Source organism: Alteromonas sp. OM2203, assembly GCF_048517045.1.
Lineage (GTDB): Bacteria > Pseudomonadota > Gammaproteobacteria > Enterobacterales > Alteromonadaceae > Alteromonas > Alteromonas gracilis.
This window is the reverse complement of record NZ_CP183209.1, coordinates 774,933-792,593: the sequence shown is the minus strand read 5'-3', so window position 1 is coordinate 792,593 and position 17,661 is coordinate 774,933. Positions and strand designations below refer to the sequence as shown.

The window sequence follows — 17,661 nt, the reverse complement described above, 5'->3', positions numbered from 1 at the left end:
GTTGTCGTCTATTCGCCGTTTTCTAATTCTTACATTGATCAGTGCCCTCGTGCTGGTGATTTTTAGCGCAGCCCTTCATGGTTATCGCGCGACTCTAGATATCTCTAGTGCACTTTTAGACGACGAATTGATTGAGCTCTCCCGCGCCATTGCTTATTTTGATAGTAATAGTGAGGAAGAGGAACATGCACTGTTGTTTCAGATCTGGAAGAGAGGCGAACTAATAAGCACCTCTTCGGCTGAACTCACTACCCCCATAGCCGCCTTCACACCCGGTTTTTCTGAAGTCAACGCGTTGGGTACTCGTTGGCGTGTGTTTGCTAAGTACCAGGAACAACCTGCCACTTGGTATATGGTCGCTCAGCCGGTAAGCAACCGATTTATGCTTACCGACTCGCTCACCGTAGCGGCCATCACTCCTTTTATATTGAGTGTACCTTTGCTCGCTCTTATTTTGTTTTTTGGCATAACATGGGGCTTGTCACCTTTAAAACATTTATCTAGATTGCTAGCAAAGCGAAAAGGCAACGATTTTTCTCTCATTGCACTGCAAAGAGAACCAAGTGAACTTACACCTGTGGTTTCTACATTGAATACTATGTTCAATCGCCTTAACGCTGCATTTGAGCGTGAACAACAGTTCGCTTCTAATGCGGCGCACGAACTTAGAACGCCTTTAAGTGTTATGAAAATCAATATTCACAACATCGCAAATGAATTGGGCGAAAAGGGTGAAGTACTTAAAACACTTAAGGCTGATACTGACAGAATGATCCATGCAGTAAACCAATTTCTCTTGTTAACTAGAACAAGCCCAGAGACCTTTGTTGAGCAACGAGAGCCTATTAATGTGCACCATGTTGCTCAAGAGGTCATTAGTGACCTTTATGGAAAAATAGAAAATAAAGCACAGGAAATTGCGCTGGAAGGGGATGAGGTTTGGCTTCAAAGCTCGCAGTTTATGCTGTATACGCTGCTTCAGAATTTGGTAAGTAATGCGAGTAACTATTCGCCTAAAAAGGCGCAAATTTTAATTAAAGTAGAATGTCATCACAGTGGTGTCTCATTAAGTGTATGCGATTCGGGCCCGGGCATTCCTGCTGATCAACGACCTGAGGTTATAAAACGGTTTCAAAGGGGGTCTACGAGTAAACCCACTTCGGGGAGTGGACTAGGTCTCGCAATTGTTGCGCAAGTTGTTGCTTTACATAATGCAGAACTCACACTGCACGAAAGTTCGCTGGGCGGTTTAGAAGTAAGGGTAAATTTTTCAAATGACTACGTACTTTAAGTCATCCCTTGCCTTTGTCTTTGGCTTTTTTGCCTGCCACATACCAAGTGCCTGGGCGCTACCTGAGGTTGTAGTTGAAATTAAATCACATTTATTTTACCCCCAAGAAGTCACTGTTCCAGCTGGGCAAAAGGTAAAACTTACTTTTATCAACTTTGATAATACACCAGAGGAAATCGATAGCTTCTCCTTAAACAGAGAGAAGGTGATATTTGCAAATAGCAGAGGCACCATATTTATCGGACCGCTCACACCAGGAGAATACCCATTCTTCGGAGAATTTCATCCAAACACCGCGGTCGGTAAGGTAGTAGTGAAAAGCGCAGAGGACAATCAATATGCTCATTAATACTGTTGTGCTTTTTCTGCGTGATACGCTACCTATTTTCTTACTTATCAGCGTGCTGCTAGCCCTACCTCGCGTTTCCTCGGTCAATATCTTATGGCGTTTGTTTGCGCTTATATTTATCGCATTATTGACCTATCCAAAGCTGGGCTTGGTGTCAGAATTTTATGAAGGCGCAGGATTTGAACTTCTTAAGACGTTATTATTTTTTGTTGCTTGGATTGGCATGTGCTTTCTCGCGTCATATGGCACATCGAATTCATCATTGCTTAGCATTGGAGTCTCGCTGCTAGTATTGGGTATTGGACTACCAAATTCGCTGCACTTTTTAGTTTACTTCATCTCTGAACTGACGAGAAACAGCGATAGCACCTTGCTATTACTGGGCACCACTATTGGGCTTGGTATAAGCATCAGCATTGCCATCTTGCTTAATATTTTTCTCACTCATTTTGTTAATTTAAAAGTAACGCAGTGCTTTATTTCTGTTTTTGTTGCAGCGCAGGCAGCCAATATCGCTTTATTATTGGAACAAACCGATACGTTCCCCTCGCCAAACCAACTTTGGGATAGCAGCGACATTGTGAGCGATAACAGCGAGTACGGGCACTTACTTAACGCGCTTGTTGGCTATGAAGCCACGCCCTCTATAAATTATATCCTTGTCTTTTTAATTGCTTTGATTGTCCCTAATCTCATCACTTTTTTGTGTACAAGACAAAGGTCTACCCCTCTCAAGGAGGCCGCATGTTAAAACGTGCTATTTTCTCCTTAATCACGTTTTTGTTACTGTTTGCCGGTCAGGTACGCGCAGATAACTTTACCGTCGATAAGGTATATCATCCTTACGTTCTGCCGTTTGAGCGAGAATTCGAATGGCGCCTGACATCCAGACAAAACGACGATGGAAATGTGCTAATGCAACGATTTTCATTCGGCCACGCACTTTCTGAATTTTTAATTTTAGAGGCCTATGTAGTAGGGGCGCGTGATGAGAATGAAGATTTTGGCGTAGAGGGTTACGAATTAGAATTACGTTGGATGATGACCGAACAGGGACAGTATTGGGCTGACTGGGGCACATTGTTTGAGCTTGAAAAACAACATAATACTGATGACTGGGAAGTAAAGGCAGGCTTGCTTACTGAAAAAGAGTTTGGCCAATTTAGCCTTACTACCAACATTAGCGTCGTTTATGAATGGGGCGAAACGGTTGCTAACGAATGGGAAAGCGAATTTAAAGCCAAGTTTAGATACCGCTGGCTTCCTGAAATACAGCCCGGCGTTGAAGTTTATGTTGCTGAGGATTTTATTGGCGTAGGCCCAGCCTTTATGGGTATAAAGCGTTATGACAGACAGAAGCAGTTAAAATGGGAACTGGGCTTTATAGCTGGACTAAACGGTGACAGTAAAGATCACACACTTCGCATGTCGTTGGAATACGAATTCTAATGTAAGTTTGTACTTTAGCGCCCAACTTAAGCTTCCCTTAAGGTTCGACTTATAAAGTGCACGTCATTCGATGATTTACCAAATATTCTTATGCGCCAGTTTGACGTCAGTGTTGTTTTACCTGCTAAAAATGAAGCCAAAAACCTTTCTGCTTTGTTGCTAGAAATTTCAGAGGTGGTCCCCAATGCAACAACAGAAATTATTGTTGTAGATGATGGTAGCAGCGACGAATCTCTATCCTTACTGCGTAACCTTTCAAGCACCTTGCCGGTAAGTTGTCGGGTCATCGTCCACCCTATGAGCTGCGGTCAAAGCACGTCCGTTTTTCACGGTGTTTTGCAGGCAAAAGGAAAGTGGATCATCACCCTTGATGCTGATGGGCAAAACGATCCTGCTGATATACCGCGACTTATTCGCGCAGCTAAAGAAACTAACGCAGCGCACTTCTGCGTTATCGGACATCGTAAAAAGCGAAAAGATACCCCGTGGAAGCGATTTCAGTCTAAAGTTGCCAATCGTGTTCGCCAGTGGATCCTACAAGACGACACACCAGACACGGGCTGTGGCTTGAAGCTACTCCCAAGAAGCACCTTTTTACTGTTACCCTACTTCGACCATATGCACCGATATATTCCCGCTTTAACTAAAAGGCTTGGGGGAAAGGTGGTATGTGTATCGGTCAATCATCGCGCGCGTTTAGAAGGTAAATCAAATTACACAGCATGGAATCGTGGCTGGGCAGGGATCATCGATACGCTTGGCGTCAGATGGCTAATGTACAGAAACAAGCTTAATCACATTGCCAGCGGAATGGGTCATGAAGACTAATGTTCGCCGCCTCAAAAGCGTCATGCGGTTTTTAATTGGTGCAGCTAGTATCGCGCTTATCTGCTATTTGTCGCTTGAGGTCACAGGTGAAGTATGGAAACACGGTGATGATACAGATTGGTTGAATGCCTATATTTCAAATTTAAATTGGCAGTCGCTGAGTGTGATTTTAAGTGGCTGTGTTGTGCTTTTAACTATGGGTTTTCCCCGTCAGGCAGTCAGCTTTTTTTGCGGAGTGAGCTTTGGCGCATGGCAGGGAGGATTAATTGCTTTGTTGCTAACGGTATTGTCTGCATGTATCGCCTACGCATTAGCAAATGGCCCTTTGCGCTCACTCGCTGTCCGTCTTTTAGGTTCAAAGTTAAAACCAGTTGAAAACAAACTGGCCAAGCGAAGTTTTCGCAATGTGTTAATTGTTCGTTTATTCCCTGTAGGCTCTAACTTAATCACAAACGCTGTCGCAGGTGTGCTAAGCGTTCCGTTCGTCCCGTTTATTCTTGCAAGTGCAATCGGTTTTGCGCCTCAAACTTTTTTGTTTACTTTACTTGGAAGCGGTTCTCGCTTTGTCAGTTCCCTTGAACAGCCTTTACAAATAGGTGGCTTGATCATAAGCCTTCTTCTACTTCTATCCTTATCAGGCATTTCTCGTAGGAGTGAGCCGTCGTGAGGCTTGTGCTTAACTTAAATAGCCATGCATCAACTCTGTTCTTTTTCGCCTGTGCTCTGATATTGATAGGTTTAGGCTTCAGAGATGCTTGGCCACCCGATGAGCCTCGATTTGCCTTAGTCGCAAAAGAGATGGTGAACAGCGGACAGTGGCTTGTGCCCATGCGCGGTGGCGAAATTTATCCGGACAAGCCTCCTGTGTTTATGTGGTGTATTGCCTTCTTTTACCTTATAACGGGTAGCCTGAAGGTGGCTATGCTCCTGCCTAACGCAATCGCAAGCCTTGTCACTTTGGGGCTAACCTACAACCTATCGCTACGACTTGCCAGCGAAAAAGCGGCAATGTTGAGTATGCTCGTACTTCTACTTAGCCCCCAGTTTCTTATTCAAGCCAAATTTGCTCAAATCGATGCCCTTGTCGCCTGTTTTATTTGGATTGGCGTCTACGGGTTCATTCAGCACTTTTACGTGCGTGTTAGTTGGCGATGGTACTTTACAGCATGGTTCTTTATGGGGCTTGGCATCATAACGAAAGGCGTTGGCTTTTTACCTATTCTTTTGTTTATTCCCATTGCGTTTTTCGCATTTATTAGCGGCTTACATCGCGGCCAGTGGTCACTACGTATGTTGTTTGGTCCCTTAATTATGCTATCGGTTGTGGCGATGTGGCTTGCACCTCTGCTTTATCTTGGCTTGATAAAACAAGAGCCTCAAATTCAACAATATTTGTCGAACATTTTATTTAAACAAACAGCTGAGCGTTATGCCAATGCGTGGCATCACATAGAGCCTTGGTATTACTATATTGTTGAAGTTATTCCCGTATTTTGGATCACGCCAGTTGCCATACTGCTATCAAAAGCTAAATGGTTAAGAAATGTGCTTACTCAAAATCCCGCTTACTCATCATTGTTGATATGGGTAATATTAGTCGTCATTTTCTTCAGTATCAGCCCAGGTAAACGTGGTGTTTATGTTCTACCGGCACTGCCAGCGTTGAGCATGATTGCAGGTCTAGTACTTGCAAATTCAACTGTATCAAGAGGGTTAGCGCTGTTTTCGCGTGCAGTAACTTCGTTAATCTCTGGCGCTTTATTGATTGCTGGCTTAGCACTGCTGTTTCAAGAGCCCATCGCCAGCAAGTTGATTACGCGCTTTGACAGCGACAGCGAAACCCTTGTTCGTTTAAGTATGTTATTACTCGTACTCGGTTTCGCTGGGCTTTGTACTCATATTGTCTATTATCTTTACAATAAAAATCGCAATGCAGTGGAGGGGAAATCACTTGCCTACCAATTACTTTCATGGCTTTTCATTTTAACTGTAATCCCTTCCACATTCGGAGCATGGCTGCTCAATGACTACCGTACTCCCCGTATAGTCCTTCAAAATGCAGAAAGCCAAATAGATAATATGTTGACGAAGGATTCAACTGCCTTCGAGGTAGGGATAGTCAGCTTTAAAGAACAGTATTTGCTTTTTTCACCCTTTGAAATGTCTCATTTTGGTTACCATACCCTTAAAGAGCTAGAAAACGGTACAGCGTGGGCTTGGCTAACTGATACTTCCGGGCCTTCGCGCGGGCTAACAAAAGCTTCAGGCCAGCGGATTAGCTCCCCAATACGTCAACGCTTTTTGTTAGTTCCAAGTGACTACAAGTTTCAATGTGTAGACTTATCACAAGCAACTTCACTGGGCATAGCCCACCGTGACGAATGGTTATTGCTTCCTGCCAGTGCTGCAAACGCTACCTGTGATTTACCGACTAACGGCCCAGTTTTTAACAGCTATAAAGGCTCAAGCAATTAAATGGCTTGGGCGTTCTTAACATTAACCTTTATAAAAATTTTTCACACTTAAGGTTCTCTTAAGGTCTCGCGTTAATACTCATAACATCGCAAAACCAATGAGCATGTTTATGAGTTACGTTTTAGCTTCTGTTCCAACCCAGGTTGCTGGTAAGCAATCTGCGATTGTTTCAAAGGAAAAGCCCGCTATAACCTTTATCGCGGCAAAACATGGACATAATGCCCGTCGCCGCATTGAAGCGTTTATAGCAAGTGGTTTTAAAGCTCGCTATAACGCACGAGTGACTTCTTTTATGCCTATGCTGTTTGCTCTTGAAGCTAATGGAGTTAAAGCCGCCGCAGGCGCAAGATTTGCCGCATATGATGGTGAGTATAATTCTCTTTTTATAGAGCAATACCTCAACACTTCGGTAGAAACTGCCCTCACCTTACAAGGGATAACCGTAAACAGAGCGCATATTGCTGAAGTTGGTAACCTTTTTAGCAGTGCATCGCGCTATACCCTCCCCTTATTATTTGCCCTGTTCTTCGTTTTAAAACGATGTGGTAGCAAATACCTGGTTTTCAGTGCGACTTCACAACTCACCGCTTTACTCTTGGGCGCGGGTATTCAGCTCCTCCCCCTTGTTAGAGCTGATGTATCAAAACTTAAAGGAAATAGTGATGACTGGGGTACCTACTATGATACCGCTCCTCAGGTTACTGCCCTGTCGCTAAATCACGTAACCCAACACATCATTGGATGCCCTGAACTTAATGCTCATTACCAAAGAGCAATTGAGCTTATTTCCGCAAATGTGGATGCGTTAACGCAAAGTATGTGCACCAAAAAGGAAACGGCGTATGTTGCTTAATCAGTATATAAATGGGCACGATGATGATATTGCGCTGAAGTGCAATGACAGTTCAATGACTTACCGCGCCCTTTTCAGCGCCGTCGAGAACCTCGCAAGCTGGATAACAAACCACAATGCCGAGAGGATAGGCATTGCCTTTGACAATAGTTTTGCATGGGTGATTGCTGATTTAGCCTGCCAACAGGTTGATGTCTGCTGTGTTCCCGTTCCACTATTTTTTAGCGCTTCCCAACAAGAACATGTATTGGATGAGAGCCAGTGTCACTTTTTGTTGACCAATAGCGGTGGCGAACTAAGTGAATGGAGTGAGTCTCCGACAGTTATTGATAGCGAAAACGACATTGTCGCTCATCCGCTCAAACATGACGCTCGGGTATATATGCCTTTAGGTACTAACAAAATAACCTTTACTTCAGGCTCTACGGGTTCACCGAAAGGCGTATGCCTGTCAACTGAATCACAATGGAAAGTTGCCTATTCTATTGAGCGTGCAGTTCAACCGGAAATAGTTAACCACCTATGTTTGCTGCCATTGTCTACCCTACTTGAGAATATTGCCGGCGTTTACGCTCCTCTATACCACGGCGGCACGGTTTATTTAGCCACAGCATCTGAGCGCGGATTTCAAGGGAGCAAACTCGTCAACCCAAATGCACTGCTTTCACTGATAGACCGCGTTCAACCAACGTCTGTCATCTTGGTTCCCGACTTACTCATGGTGCTAGTACAGGCATGTAATCAGGGCTGGGCACCGCCTTCATCACTAATGTTCATTGCTGTTGGTGGTGCGCATGTATCGCCCGCTTTGCTGGCGCAAGCTCAAGCGAAGGGACTACCAGTATTTGAAGGTTATGGCTTATCTGAAGCGGTATCAGTATCAACATTGAACACGCCCAATTGCAATACGATGGGCAGTGCCGGAAAAACGCTAGGTCATAATCAACTGCACATCGAAGAGGGTGAAATTGTAGTTACAGGTAACCACTTTCTGGGCTATCTGAATCAACCTTCCTCATTTTATCCGACCCAGGTCAGAACCGGCGATTTAGGCTTTTTTTCTGACAACACACTCACGCTTAGTGGGCGTATAAAGAACATAATGGTGAACAGCTTTGGTAGAAATGTATCGCCGGAGTGGATTGAATCATTGTTACTGGGAACAGGACTGTTTAGACAGGCTTTGGTGTATTGTGAAGCTAGACCCTACTGTGTTGCGCTCCTCGTACCCGCTTCCAATACTATTTCCAATACACAAATTCAAAGCGCCGTTGCACTTATCAATAAGCAGTTACCTGACTATGCGCAAGTTGTTAATTTCACCTCCATCGGTCTTTGCACGCCAGAAAACCAACTGCTTACCCCAACGGGAAAGCTGAAACGTGACGCAATAATCGCTAGCTACGCGACTGATTTAGACTTGCTCTACCAGAGCCTAGACCAACACCTGTACAGCGCTCAAAGCACAATACCATCTTCTTCTCAATTTGTTATCAAGGAATAATCTATGGATTTCTATCAGCAACTTCAAAGCAACACCGAGCATGCCAGACAGACATTCTTACAGGCGCCGATTATACAACGCTGCTTTAACGGTGATTTTAACCTAAACGACTATATTGCCTTTCTTCAACAGGCCTATCATCACGTTAAGTTTACTGTTCCCCTGCTTATGGCTACAGGTGCCAAACTCAACGAAGATAAGGAATGGCTAAGAGAAGCAATTGGTGAATACATTGAAGAAGAAATGGGTCACCAGGAGTGGATCCTTAACGACCTTGGAGCCTGTGGCGTTGATAAAGAAAAGGCGAGGAATAGTCAGCCTGCACCCGCTACCGAATTAATGGTTGCCTATGCTTTTGATGCAATCGCACGCAAAAGTCCACTGTATTTCTTCGGCATGGTATTCGTTTTAGAGGGCACAAGTATCGCGCTTGCCGACGCCGCTGCAAAACAAATCAAAGACAAGTTATCACTGCCTAAATCAGCGTTTAAATACCTTACCTCTCACGGTGCGCTAGACCAAGAGCACATTGTTTTCTTTGAAGGGCTTATGAACAAAATTACCGACCCCAAAGAGCAACAAATGATCATTCACAGCGCGAACATGTTTTATCGCTTATACGGAGATATCTTTCGCGAATTAACACCCGAACACGGCTTGGAACAGGTTGCTTAAATTCAAGGGTGTACCTCTGGTACTTATCTCCTGAGGTAAACGGCTAACACGTTAAGGTAAATACAATGAATATTGAGTGGCGTAATCAAGTGGTGCTTCTTACAGGTGCTACTGGCGGTATTGGTAAAGCAATAGCCAAGGCGCTTGATGAAAAAGGCGCGCACATTATCCTAACTGGCAGAAGTAAGGCGAAGCTCGAACAGCTGCAACAAAATTTAACCCTTCATCATACCGCCGTTGTGGCTGACATTACGTCAGATGAAGGCAGAGATAGAGTAGTAAGTGCCTGCCAACGACTTCCTTTAAGTATTCTGGTTAACAATGCCGGCATTACCTATGTTGGCGAGTTTGAGGGCACCCCTATCGAGTCGATTGTGTCGACAAATATGCTGGCACCCATGCTACTAACCCAACGCCTGCTGCCGTTACTAGAACGTAGACCGTCTGCGCACATTGTGAATGTAGGCTCTGCTTTTGGAGGTATCGGTTTTGCTGCGCACGGAACCTACTGCGCAACTAAATTCGCGTTGAAAGGCTGGACGGAAGCCATGCACAGAGAATTCAACGATAGCAAAATCAAATTTCATTATCTAGCACCACGTGCAACGCGCACCGACATAAACGACCAACGCGCTATTGCGCTAAACGACGCATTAGGCAACCAGACAGACGAGCCTGATGCAGTAGCACAAGCATTTATTAAACAGCTGGAAAACAATTTGCCAAGAGTGGCGCTAGGACGTGCTGAACGCTTTTTTGCCAAACTTAACGCGCTAGTTCCCAGTGTTGTTGACAACGCGTTGGCAAAAAAACTTCCAATGATTAAACGCTATGCCTTTCAAAAATCGCAATCACAAGACAAACAAACCAGCGCTCAAAACGATACCCGCCTGGGTAATAAGCTGATTTAACACGAGGACATTACTATGAAGAAATTAACCACGCTTAGCACCACGGTAATTCTAGGACTCGGTCTGGCATTAAGTCATACGGCTATGGCTCAAGCTAACGAGGCCACAGAAAGTACAGCGCCGACATCAGCCTCAAGTGAAACAGCAACCACCCCGTTAAAGACACTTCAGCATCAGTGGGCACATATTAACTATGAACTTGATGATGCAGAAAGGGAAAAAGCATTCGTCGCCCTTATTAATACCGCTAAATCTTTCGTTAAGGCAGAACCCAACAACCCTGAACTATTGATTTGGCAAGGCATAATTCAATCCAGTACAGCCGGTGCCAAGGGCGGCCTTGGTGCTCTGGACTACGCAAAGGATGCTCGTAAGAGTTTTGAACAAGCAATGCGATTGGACGAAAACGCACTCTCTGGCTCTGCAATGACCAGTCTAGGCGTGCTGTACCATAAGCTTCCGGGCTGGCCTATTAGTTTCGGTAGCGACAAAAAAGCTGAAAAATTGCTAAAGCATGCGCTTGAAATAAACCCTGACGGAATAGATCCTAACTATTTTTACGCGGAGTATTTATTCGATAACGGTAAATATGACGAAGCCCTTAAATTCGCCAAAAAGGCACAGGTCGCTCCAAGTCGTTCAGATCGCCCTATTGCAGACTTAGGTCGCAAAAAAGAAATCGCTTTATTGGAGGCGAAAATAGCGAGAAAAAGTTAGTTGGCAGAGCCTAACTTTTCCAGATATTAGTGATAGAAAGGTGTATTAGACGCCTTTCTTCACTTAATTCATTTACATAGACTGCATTTATCTTAATGTATAAATTGTAAACAGTGTTCATCTGATACCAGCGCTCCTATTATGAAATAAAAAAGGAGTGGCCTAATGCCTAAAATCCCACGTTCTTCAGACAACGACTATACCCATGACATGAGCCAGACCCGCCGCGAGTTTATCGCCCGCGAGACAGGCACTCAGTTAAACCACTTAGGATACTATTCAATCCCGCCTGAAACCTTATCGGGCAACATAGAAAACTTTGCCGGCGTTGCACAGGTACCTATTGGCTTTGCAGGCCCAATGTTGGTAAATGGAGAGCATGCTAAGGGCGAATTTTACGTTCCCATGGCTACAACAGAGGGGACGCTAACAGCCAGCTACAGTAGAGGTATGCGTCTAACAAGGGAAGCAGGCGGTATTACTACGACGGTTATTGACGATGCTATGCAGCGAGCACCTTTGTTTGCGTTTAGCAATGCCAGAGAGGCTTTAGCCTTTGGTAAGTGGGTAGAGCAAAATTTCAGTGCAATTAAACAAGCCTGTGATAACACCACCAGCGTGGGAAGATTAAGAGATATTGAGCAGTATGCGGCCTCTAAGCTACGCTGGCTTAGATTCAACTTTACCTGCGGCGATGCTGCTGGTCAGAACATGGTAAGTAAAGCCACAAAAGCGGGTTGCGAGTGGATACAAGCAAACTATCCAAACGCTATCGACCATTTCGTACTGGCCGCAAACCTTGATACCGATAAAAAGCACTCGCACTTAAACTCGCTGCATACCCGCGGAAAGCGCGTTGTAGCAGAAATCACCCTGCCAAAACAACTTATGACGGAGATTATGCATTGCCCGCCAGAGGCTTTGTTTAAACAGCGCCAATATTCAAATATGGGCGCATTGATGGCAGGTAGCGTTAACAATGGTGCGCATTTCGCTAACGGTATTACCGCCATGTTCATCGCTTGCGGGCAAGATGTCGCTAATGTGGCTGAGTCGTCGGCGGGGTTTACCTACGCTGAAATAACGCCAAACGGCGACTATTACTTTTCGGTCACTATTCCGTCGTTAATCGTTGCCACGTATGGCGGTGGTACGGGCCTGGCAACCCAAAACGAATGTTTAAGTGTGCTTGGCTGCACCGAAAGAGGCAGCGTAAATAAGTTTGCTGAAATTGTTGCTGCGACCGTATTGTGCGGCGATTTATCTTTGGGTTCTGCTGTGGTGGCCGATGAATGGGTAAGTAGTCACGAACGACTTGGTAGAAATCGCTAGACGTTTTGAGTGTATCAAAAAGCATATGCCTTCGAATAAGGCAAAGACTTCTCAAAATAAGCGTGACTTAATGCGTTTGAAGAAACTAAATAGCAGGAAGACTGGGGCGTGTAACCACAAAGTACGCGCCGACTCCCATAAACACACCAATGCCTATGTAGGCAGGAATGGGAATAGATGCAAACAGGCAAACAAAAATAAAGCTTAAAAGCATGCTACAGCAGGCAATGCATTTTACCTTTTTCGATATTGCACCATGCTTTCGCCATGCAACAAGACCTGGGCCGTATTTGGGATGCTGAATCAACCAGCTTTCAAGGCGCGGTGAGGATTTCGTAAAACAAAAAAGCGCAGCTATCAAAAATACCGTGGTTGGCATTACCGGTAAGAATGCTCCAACAATGCCTAAGAGCGTTAAGAACAACCCCAGCGTTGAATACAGTATTTTTTTCATAAAACAATTACGCCCAATCCAAACCAACTCCTTGGCCAGTGCTTTTGAAGAACACTGGTTAAACACCCTTCCAATGTGCCATTTTTATACACAGATTTTAGACAAAACGGATCTACGTGGCCTTGTCGTAAATCAAACCTACATTATAAACATAAGCCAAAATGGGAAAGTTTCCATCTACATTGGTCTAATTCATAGGCCATTCGTTTTCTGATAGGCGAATATGGTAGAAAGTTAATTAACGAGGCGTGTTTGGAGACTCCATAACGAGCTCTTCACTTAGAACGAGAGGACTTTTTAACTTGCTGCCACAGCGCTTCCATTTCATCAAGCGTCAATGCGTCGAGCTTCTCGCCCTGCTCTGCCGCCAAGTGCTCTACTCCTTTAAAACGGTTAGCAAACTTATTACTGGCGTTTCGAAGTGCGGTATCAGCATCTACCTTGCAATGCCTTGCCAAGTTAACCATGGCAAAAAGTGCATCGCCAATTTCTTCTTCAATAGCTTGTTGGTTATCGGGCACGCCACTGTTTAAAGGTGCAACGCCAGCATTCAGTGCCCCTTGTGCTCGCTGTTTGAAATCCAGTTCTTGCTGAATCTCTTCCACTTCCTCACGTACTTTATCTATTACGGGTGCGGCATCAGGCCAATCAAAGCCAACCTTGGCACATGCTTTTTGCAACTTTTGTGCGTACATCAGTGCTGGCATTCCTGACGGAACACTATCTAAAATACTGTGATTACCAGTTTGTTTAGCGCGTCTTTCTTCAGCCTTGATTGATTCCCATTGTTCGTTCAGCGCGGTCTCATTTAAACCGTTATTGCTATTGGCACTATCAGCAAAAACATGAGGGTGACGACGCACCAGCTTGTCGCTGATACTCTGCGCCACATCGTCAAAAGAAAACGCTTTAGATTCACTGGCTATCTGCGCGTAGAACACCACTTGAAACAGCAAGTCACCCAACTCATCCTTAATATCGCGCATATCACCAGTGGCAATAGCATCAGCCACTTCGTAGGCTTCTTCTATGGTGTAGCGAGTTAGACTTTCCATGGTCTGTTTCACATCCCACGGGCACCCAGATTGGGGGTCGCGCAGCTGTTCCATTATTTCAAGCAGCCGCTGCATTTCAGTAAGCTTAGCTTTGTTTGCGTTTTGCATCAGTCACGCCTTTAAGCTGTCGCAGTCGAGTTAGCACTTTTGATACGGTGTCGAGATCATGAACTTCTATCGAAATAGTGATTAGCGCCGTTTGTCTGTTTTTGTCACTTAAGCTGTTTACACCTAATAACGGCACGTTTTCGTTAGCCAACACCGTAGTGATGTCGCGCAACAGCCCTGTTCTATCATGACAAAATATATCAATGCCCGTCTCAAAACCCACTTTAAGCTCTTGTGACCAATTCACTTCTATTTGGCGTTCAGGGTGCTGTGACAACAAGTGCTGCAGCTGGTCGCAATTTTCTTTATGAACGCTTACACCGCGACCTTGGGTGATATAACCCAATATAGCTTCGCCGGGCACCGGCTTACAGCAGTTCGCCAGCTGGCTCATTAGGTGACCCACGCCCTGCACTACCACCGCATCTTTCTTACCTGTGCCGGCTGCGGTTTTTCTGGTTTTAACCTTCGGGCTTATCTCGGGCTCTGGGGCTGGCGGCTCCTGCAAATGGTGAATAAAGTTAATCACCTGCATAACGCGCACATCGCCAGCGCCTACCGCAGTATACAAATCATCAAGGCTTTGTAAGTTAAACTTCTCAAATGCCTCATTAGGTACTTTAGCTGACAAGTGGGCGCGCTGAAGCTCACGCTCTAACAGCTCTTTGCCAGCGGCAAGGTTTTTATCCCTGTCCTGTTTCTTAAAATACGAATGAATGGTGGCACGGGCCCGTGAGGAGTGCACATAACCAAGGCCAGGGTGCATCCAGTCGCGACTTGGGTTTGGTTCTTTGCCGGTGAGTACTTCTATCTGATCCCCACTTTGCAGCAAGTAAGTAAACGGTACGATACGCCCATTCACTTTTGCGCCAATGCAGCGATGACCTACATTACTGTGAATGTAATACGCAAAATCAAGCGGCGTAGCACCTTGGGGAAGGTCAATAACGTCGCCTTTCGGTGTGAACACGTACACTCTATCGTCAAACACCTGGCTACGAAGCTCTTCAACCAAATCACCCGATTCGGCCACTTCTTCTTGCCATGCAAGTATACGACGAAGCCAATTTATGCGCTCGTCATAGCCTGACTGCTTGCCCGTGCTACCTTCTTTGTACTTCCAGTGCGCAGCCACACCAAGCTCTGCATCCTGATGCATTTTCTGTGTGCGAATTTGAATCTCGACCGACTTCCCTTCAGGCCCCACAATAACCGTATGAATAGATTGATAGCCATTGGGCTTTGGTGTTGCAATATAATCGTCAAACTCGTTGGGTAAATGCTTGTAACTAGCGTGAACGGTGCCTAGCGCTGCGTAACAGTCTTGCAAACGCTCGGCAATAATACGCACTGCACGAATGTCGAAAAGCTGCTCAAACGTAAGGCGCTTTTTCTGCATTTTTTTCCAAATGCTGAAAATATGCTTAGGGCGACCATAAACCTCGGCGCGGATCTCTTCGCTGTCAAGCAAACCTTGCAGATCGTCTACAATAGTATCTATATATTCGGCGCGTTCTCTGCGCTTGCCGTCAAGCTGCTGCGCAATTTGTTTATAGGTAATCGGATGCAAATAACGAAAAGCGAGATCTTCAAGCTCCCACTTTAGCTGACCTATGCCCAAACGATTTGCTAGTGGCGCATAAATACTAGCGCACTCCCGTGCCACCATGACGCGAGTTTCTTCGTCGGCTTTTTTAACCTGTTGTAGTGCGCAAATACGCTCGGCCATTTTTATTACAACGGCGCGTACGTCTTCTACCATCGCAAGCAGCATGCGACGAATGCTGTCTATGTGCTGTTCATCTGATTTCTGAGCAAAGCCAGAGCCACTTACTTTACGAGCGTGTAACGACTTTATGGCATCCATGCGGCGAACACCAACAATGAGGTCGCGAATCTCGCCGCCAAACTCTTCATATATGTCGTCTTCACTCAACGCATGCTGTTCGCAATAAGGAAAAACCAGCGCGGCCTGCAGCGTCGCATCATCCATATTAAGTTGGCACAAAATCTCAACCATTTCCTGACCAACCAATAGTCGCTCAGGCATGGAGGACACCGCACTTAGCTTTTCTTTTGTTTCTGCACTTAGCTCTAGGCTGTCTAACCACGCTTCAAAGGGCGGCCGATCGGCTTCGTGGACCTTTCTTGTAGATACCATATCCTTTACTCGTTACTGCTGCTTACGCGTAAACAAGGCCATCATTTCCATGTGATGGGTGAAGGGGAACATTTCTGCTACGCCCGCTTTTTCCATTTCATAACCTCCGTCTATCAACACCTTTGCATCTCTTGTAAACGTACTTGGATTGCAAGAAACATACACTATCGTTTTTGGTAGTGCTTTTACAAGCGCGTGACAAACAGTCAACGCCCCTTCTCGTGAGGGGTCTAGCAATACCTTATCAACGCCTTGTTGCAATGAAGCCTCGACGTTGGTCTTATCGGCTAAATCTAAATGCAGCCACTCAACATTTTCAATGCCCTGCTGCTGTGCATTGTCTTTAGCTCGGCGCACCATCTCGGCCACACCCTCTATCGCTTGAACCTTTGCACCTCGCTTAGCAATGGGCAAAGTAAAATTACCCAGCCCGCTAAACCAATCAGCTACACGCTCGTCGGGCTGAGGACTTAGCCAGTCTATTGCTTGGTTAATCATTTTTTCATTAACCACTTTATTTATTTGAATAAAGTCGTTAGCACTGGGGGAAATTGAGCAACCATTTACCGTATTCATAACAATATCAGTATGCTTACCTACACTGCGAATTTGCCCTTGCTTATTCTCAAGTTTGAATTCGATATCATGGTCGCTAACAGAGAAATTTTCGCTCACCAATGCGCTCACCGCATCAATCAGCTCAGCCTCAAGGGCTTTGGTGTGTTTAATAACAAGGTGTGAGGTATTATCACCTGCAACAAGGCTAACATGCCCAATATGACGAGCAGACTCAAACCCTGTCAACGCGTCTCGCAACGGACCAATAATTGTAGATAGCGGGTCAACCAATATAGGGCATGTTTCTACATTGATAACATTATTGCTATTCGCTTCGCGGAAGCCCAACTTAATTAGATTAGGGTTACGGGCATCTATGGCCAGCCTTGCTTTCCTGCGATATTGAGGGCGAGGCCCCTCTAGAGATGCTTGCCAAACGTGTGGCTTCATTGCAAGGTGACGCTCCATCATCACTTTAAGGGCAAGGTCACGTTGCGCAAGGGCAGCGTCGGGTTTTATGTGCTGTAGCTGGCACCCGCCGCATGCATCAAACACAGGGCAAAAAGGTACTTGTCTTACTTCACTTGGCGCGTGGATTTTTTTCGCTTTGGCGTTTATGACTTTCTTTTTACTAGATAACGCCTCTATATCGCAGGTTTCTCCTACAAGGGCGCCTTCCACAAACACCATGGGATTACCGCGCGCCACGCCATTACCCATCCAATCTAAATCATCAATGGTTACCGTATCTATTGCTTGGCTTGCGCTGATATTTGTTGTTTTTTTATCCTTCCCAAACCGCAGACCAGCGACCTGCGCATTTGCACTAACACTTCCTCTTTTTGAAGCACTGCTTTGAGTACGAGACGCTTTATCTTTTTGCTTACTGCGCGACTGTTTGAAAAGGTTTGCCAAGTGAGACTCCGGTTCCCTGTTTGTAT

General features: G+C 45.3%; 17 protein-coding genes. 13 read left to right on the top strand and 4 right to left on the bottom strand.

Annotated elements, in window-relative coordinates; translation table 11 throughout:
- The first annotated feature begins 1 nt into the window (after position 1).
- The 13 genes from ACM0P2_RS03495 to ACM0P2_RS03435 all read left to right on the top strand — a co-directional run bounded on the left by ACM0P2_RS03495 (position 2) and on the right by ACM0P2_RS03435 (position 12,384).
- Positions 2-1,291: a sensor histidine kinase gene (locus ACM0P2_RS03495; protein ID WP_159118405.1), complete on the top strand. Its 1,290-nt coding sequence runs from the start codon at positions 2-4 to the stop codon at positions 1,289-1,291.
- Positions 1,275-1,640: a cupredoxin domain-containing protein gene (locus ACM0P2_RS03490; protein ID WP_159118404.1), complete on the top strand. Its 366-nt coding sequence runs from the start codon at positions 1,275-1,277 to the stop codon at positions 1,638-1,640. The genes ACM0P2_RS03495 and ACM0P2_RS03490 overlap by 17 nt, the downstream gene beginning before the upstream one ends.
- A complete protein-coding gene (locus ACM0P2_RS03485; RefSeq protein WP_159118403.1) occupies positions 1,630-2,391 on the top strand; it encodes an FTR1 family iron permease in 762 nt (253 codons plus the stop codon). Before ACM0P2_RS03490 ends, ACM0P2_RS03485 begins: the two co-directional genes overlap by 11 nt.
- Positions 2,385-3,089 carry a hypothetical protein gene (locus ACM0P2_RS03480; protein ID WP_173359619.1) on the top strand — a complete coding sequence of 235 codons (705 nt, stop codon included), beginning with the start codon at positions 2,385-2,387 and terminating at the stop codon, positions 3,087-3,089. Before ACM0P2_RS03485 ends, ACM0P2_RS03480 begins: the two co-directional genes overlap by 7 nt.
- A 90-nt stretch (positions 3,090-3,179) precedes the next feature.
- Positions 3,180-3,917, top strand: a complete 738-nt coding sequence (locus tag ACM0P2_RS03475; protein ID WP_159118402.1) for a glycosyltransferase family 2 protein — start codon at positions 3,180-3,182, stop codon at positions 3,915-3,917.
- Positions 3,907-4,584, top strand: a complete 678-nt coding sequence (locus tag ACM0P2_RS03470; RefSeq protein ID WP_159118401.1) for a TVP38/TMEM64 family protein — start codon at positions 3,907-3,909, stop codon at positions 4,582-4,584. The genes ACM0P2_RS03475 and ACM0P2_RS03470 overlap by 11 nt, the downstream gene beginning before the upstream one ends.
- Positions 4,581-6,392, top strand: coding sequence for an ArnT family glycosyltransferase (locus ACM0P2_RS03465; protein ID WP_159118400.1), 1,812 nt, complete (start codon positions 4,581-4,583; stop codon positions 6,390-6,392). The genes ACM0P2_RS03470 and ACM0P2_RS03465 overlap by 4 nt, the downstream gene beginning before the upstream one ends.
- Positions 6,393-6,501: 109 nt before the next feature.
- Positions 6,502-7,245, top strand: a complete 744-nt coding sequence (locus tag ACM0P2_RS03460; protein WP_159118399.1) for a thermostable hemolysin — start codon at positions 6,502-6,504, stop codon at positions 7,243-7,245.
- On the top strand, positions 7,235-8,749 hold the full coding sequence (locus ACM0P2_RS03455; protein ID WP_159118398.1) for an AMP-binding protein: 1,515 nt from the start codon (positions 7,235-7,237) through the stop codon (positions 8,747-8,749). The genes ACM0P2_RS03460 and ACM0P2_RS03455 overlap by 11 nt, the downstream gene beginning before the upstream one ends.
- A 3-nt stretch (positions 8,750-8,752) precedes the next feature.
- Positions 8,753-9,424: a TenA family transcriptional regulator gene (locus ACM0P2_RS03450; protein WP_159118397.1), complete on the top strand. Its 672-nt coding sequence runs from the start codon at positions 8,753-8,755 to the stop codon at positions 9,422-9,424.
- 65 nt (positions 9,425-9,489) lie between these two features.
- Complete coding sequence (locus ACM0P2_RS03445) at positions 9,490-10,335, top strand: SDR family oxidoreductase (RefSeq protein WP_159118396.1); 846 nt, start codon at positions 9,490-9,492, stop codon at positions 10,333-10,335.
- 15 nt (positions 10,336-10,350) lie between these two features.
- The gene (locus tag ACM0P2_RS03440) at positions 10,351-11,052 is read left to right on the top strand and encodes a tetratricopeptide repeat protein (RefSeq protein WP_159118395.1); all 702 of its coding nucleotides are present in this window, start codon (positions 10,351-10,353) and stop codon (positions 11,050-11,052) included.
- Positions 11,053-11,217: 165 nt separating this feature from the next.
- Positions 11,218-12,384 carry a hydroxymethylglutaryl-CoA reductase gene (locus tag ACM0P2_RS03435; protein WP_159118394.1) on the top strand — a complete coding sequence of 389 codons (1,167 nt, stop codon included), beginning with the start codon at positions 11,218-11,220 and terminating at the stop codon, positions 12,382-12,384.
- Between the two features lie 85 nt (positions 12,385-12,469).
- On the opposite strand, the gene ACM0P2_RS03430 is transcribed toward ACM0P2_RS03435, so the two are convergent.
- The 4 genes from ACM0P2_RS03430 to rlmD form a co-directional block, all read right to left on the bottom strand.
- Entirely contained in the window at positions 12,470-12,838 is a 369-nt protein-coding gene (locus ACM0P2_RS03430) for a YbaN family protein (RefSeq protein ID WP_159118393.1), read from the bottom strand.
- A 275-nt stretch (positions 12,839-13,113) separates the two neighbouring features.
- Positions 13,114-14,001: a nucleoside triphosphate pyrophosphohydrolase gene (gene mazG, locus ACM0P2_RS03425; RefSeq protein ID WP_159118392.1), complete on the bottom strand. Its 888-nt coding sequence runs from the start codon at positions 13,999-14,001 to the stop codon at positions 13,114-13,116.
- Entirely contained in the window at positions 13,979-16,162 is a 2,184-nt protein-coding gene (gene relA / locus ACM0P2_RS03420) for a GTP diphosphokinase (RefSeq protein ID WP_159118391.1), read from the bottom strand. The genes mazG and relA overlap by 23 nt, the downstream gene beginning before the upstream one ends.
- 12 nt (positions 16,163-16,174) lie before the next feature.
- A complete protein-coding gene (gene rlmD / locus ACM0P2_RS03415) occupies positions 16,175-17,635 on the bottom strand; it encodes a 23S rRNA (uracil(1939)-C(5))-methyltransferase RlmD (RefSeq protein WP_159118390.1) in 1,461 nt (486 codons plus the stop codon).
- Between the last annotated feature and the right edge of the window lie 26 nt (positions 17,636-17,661).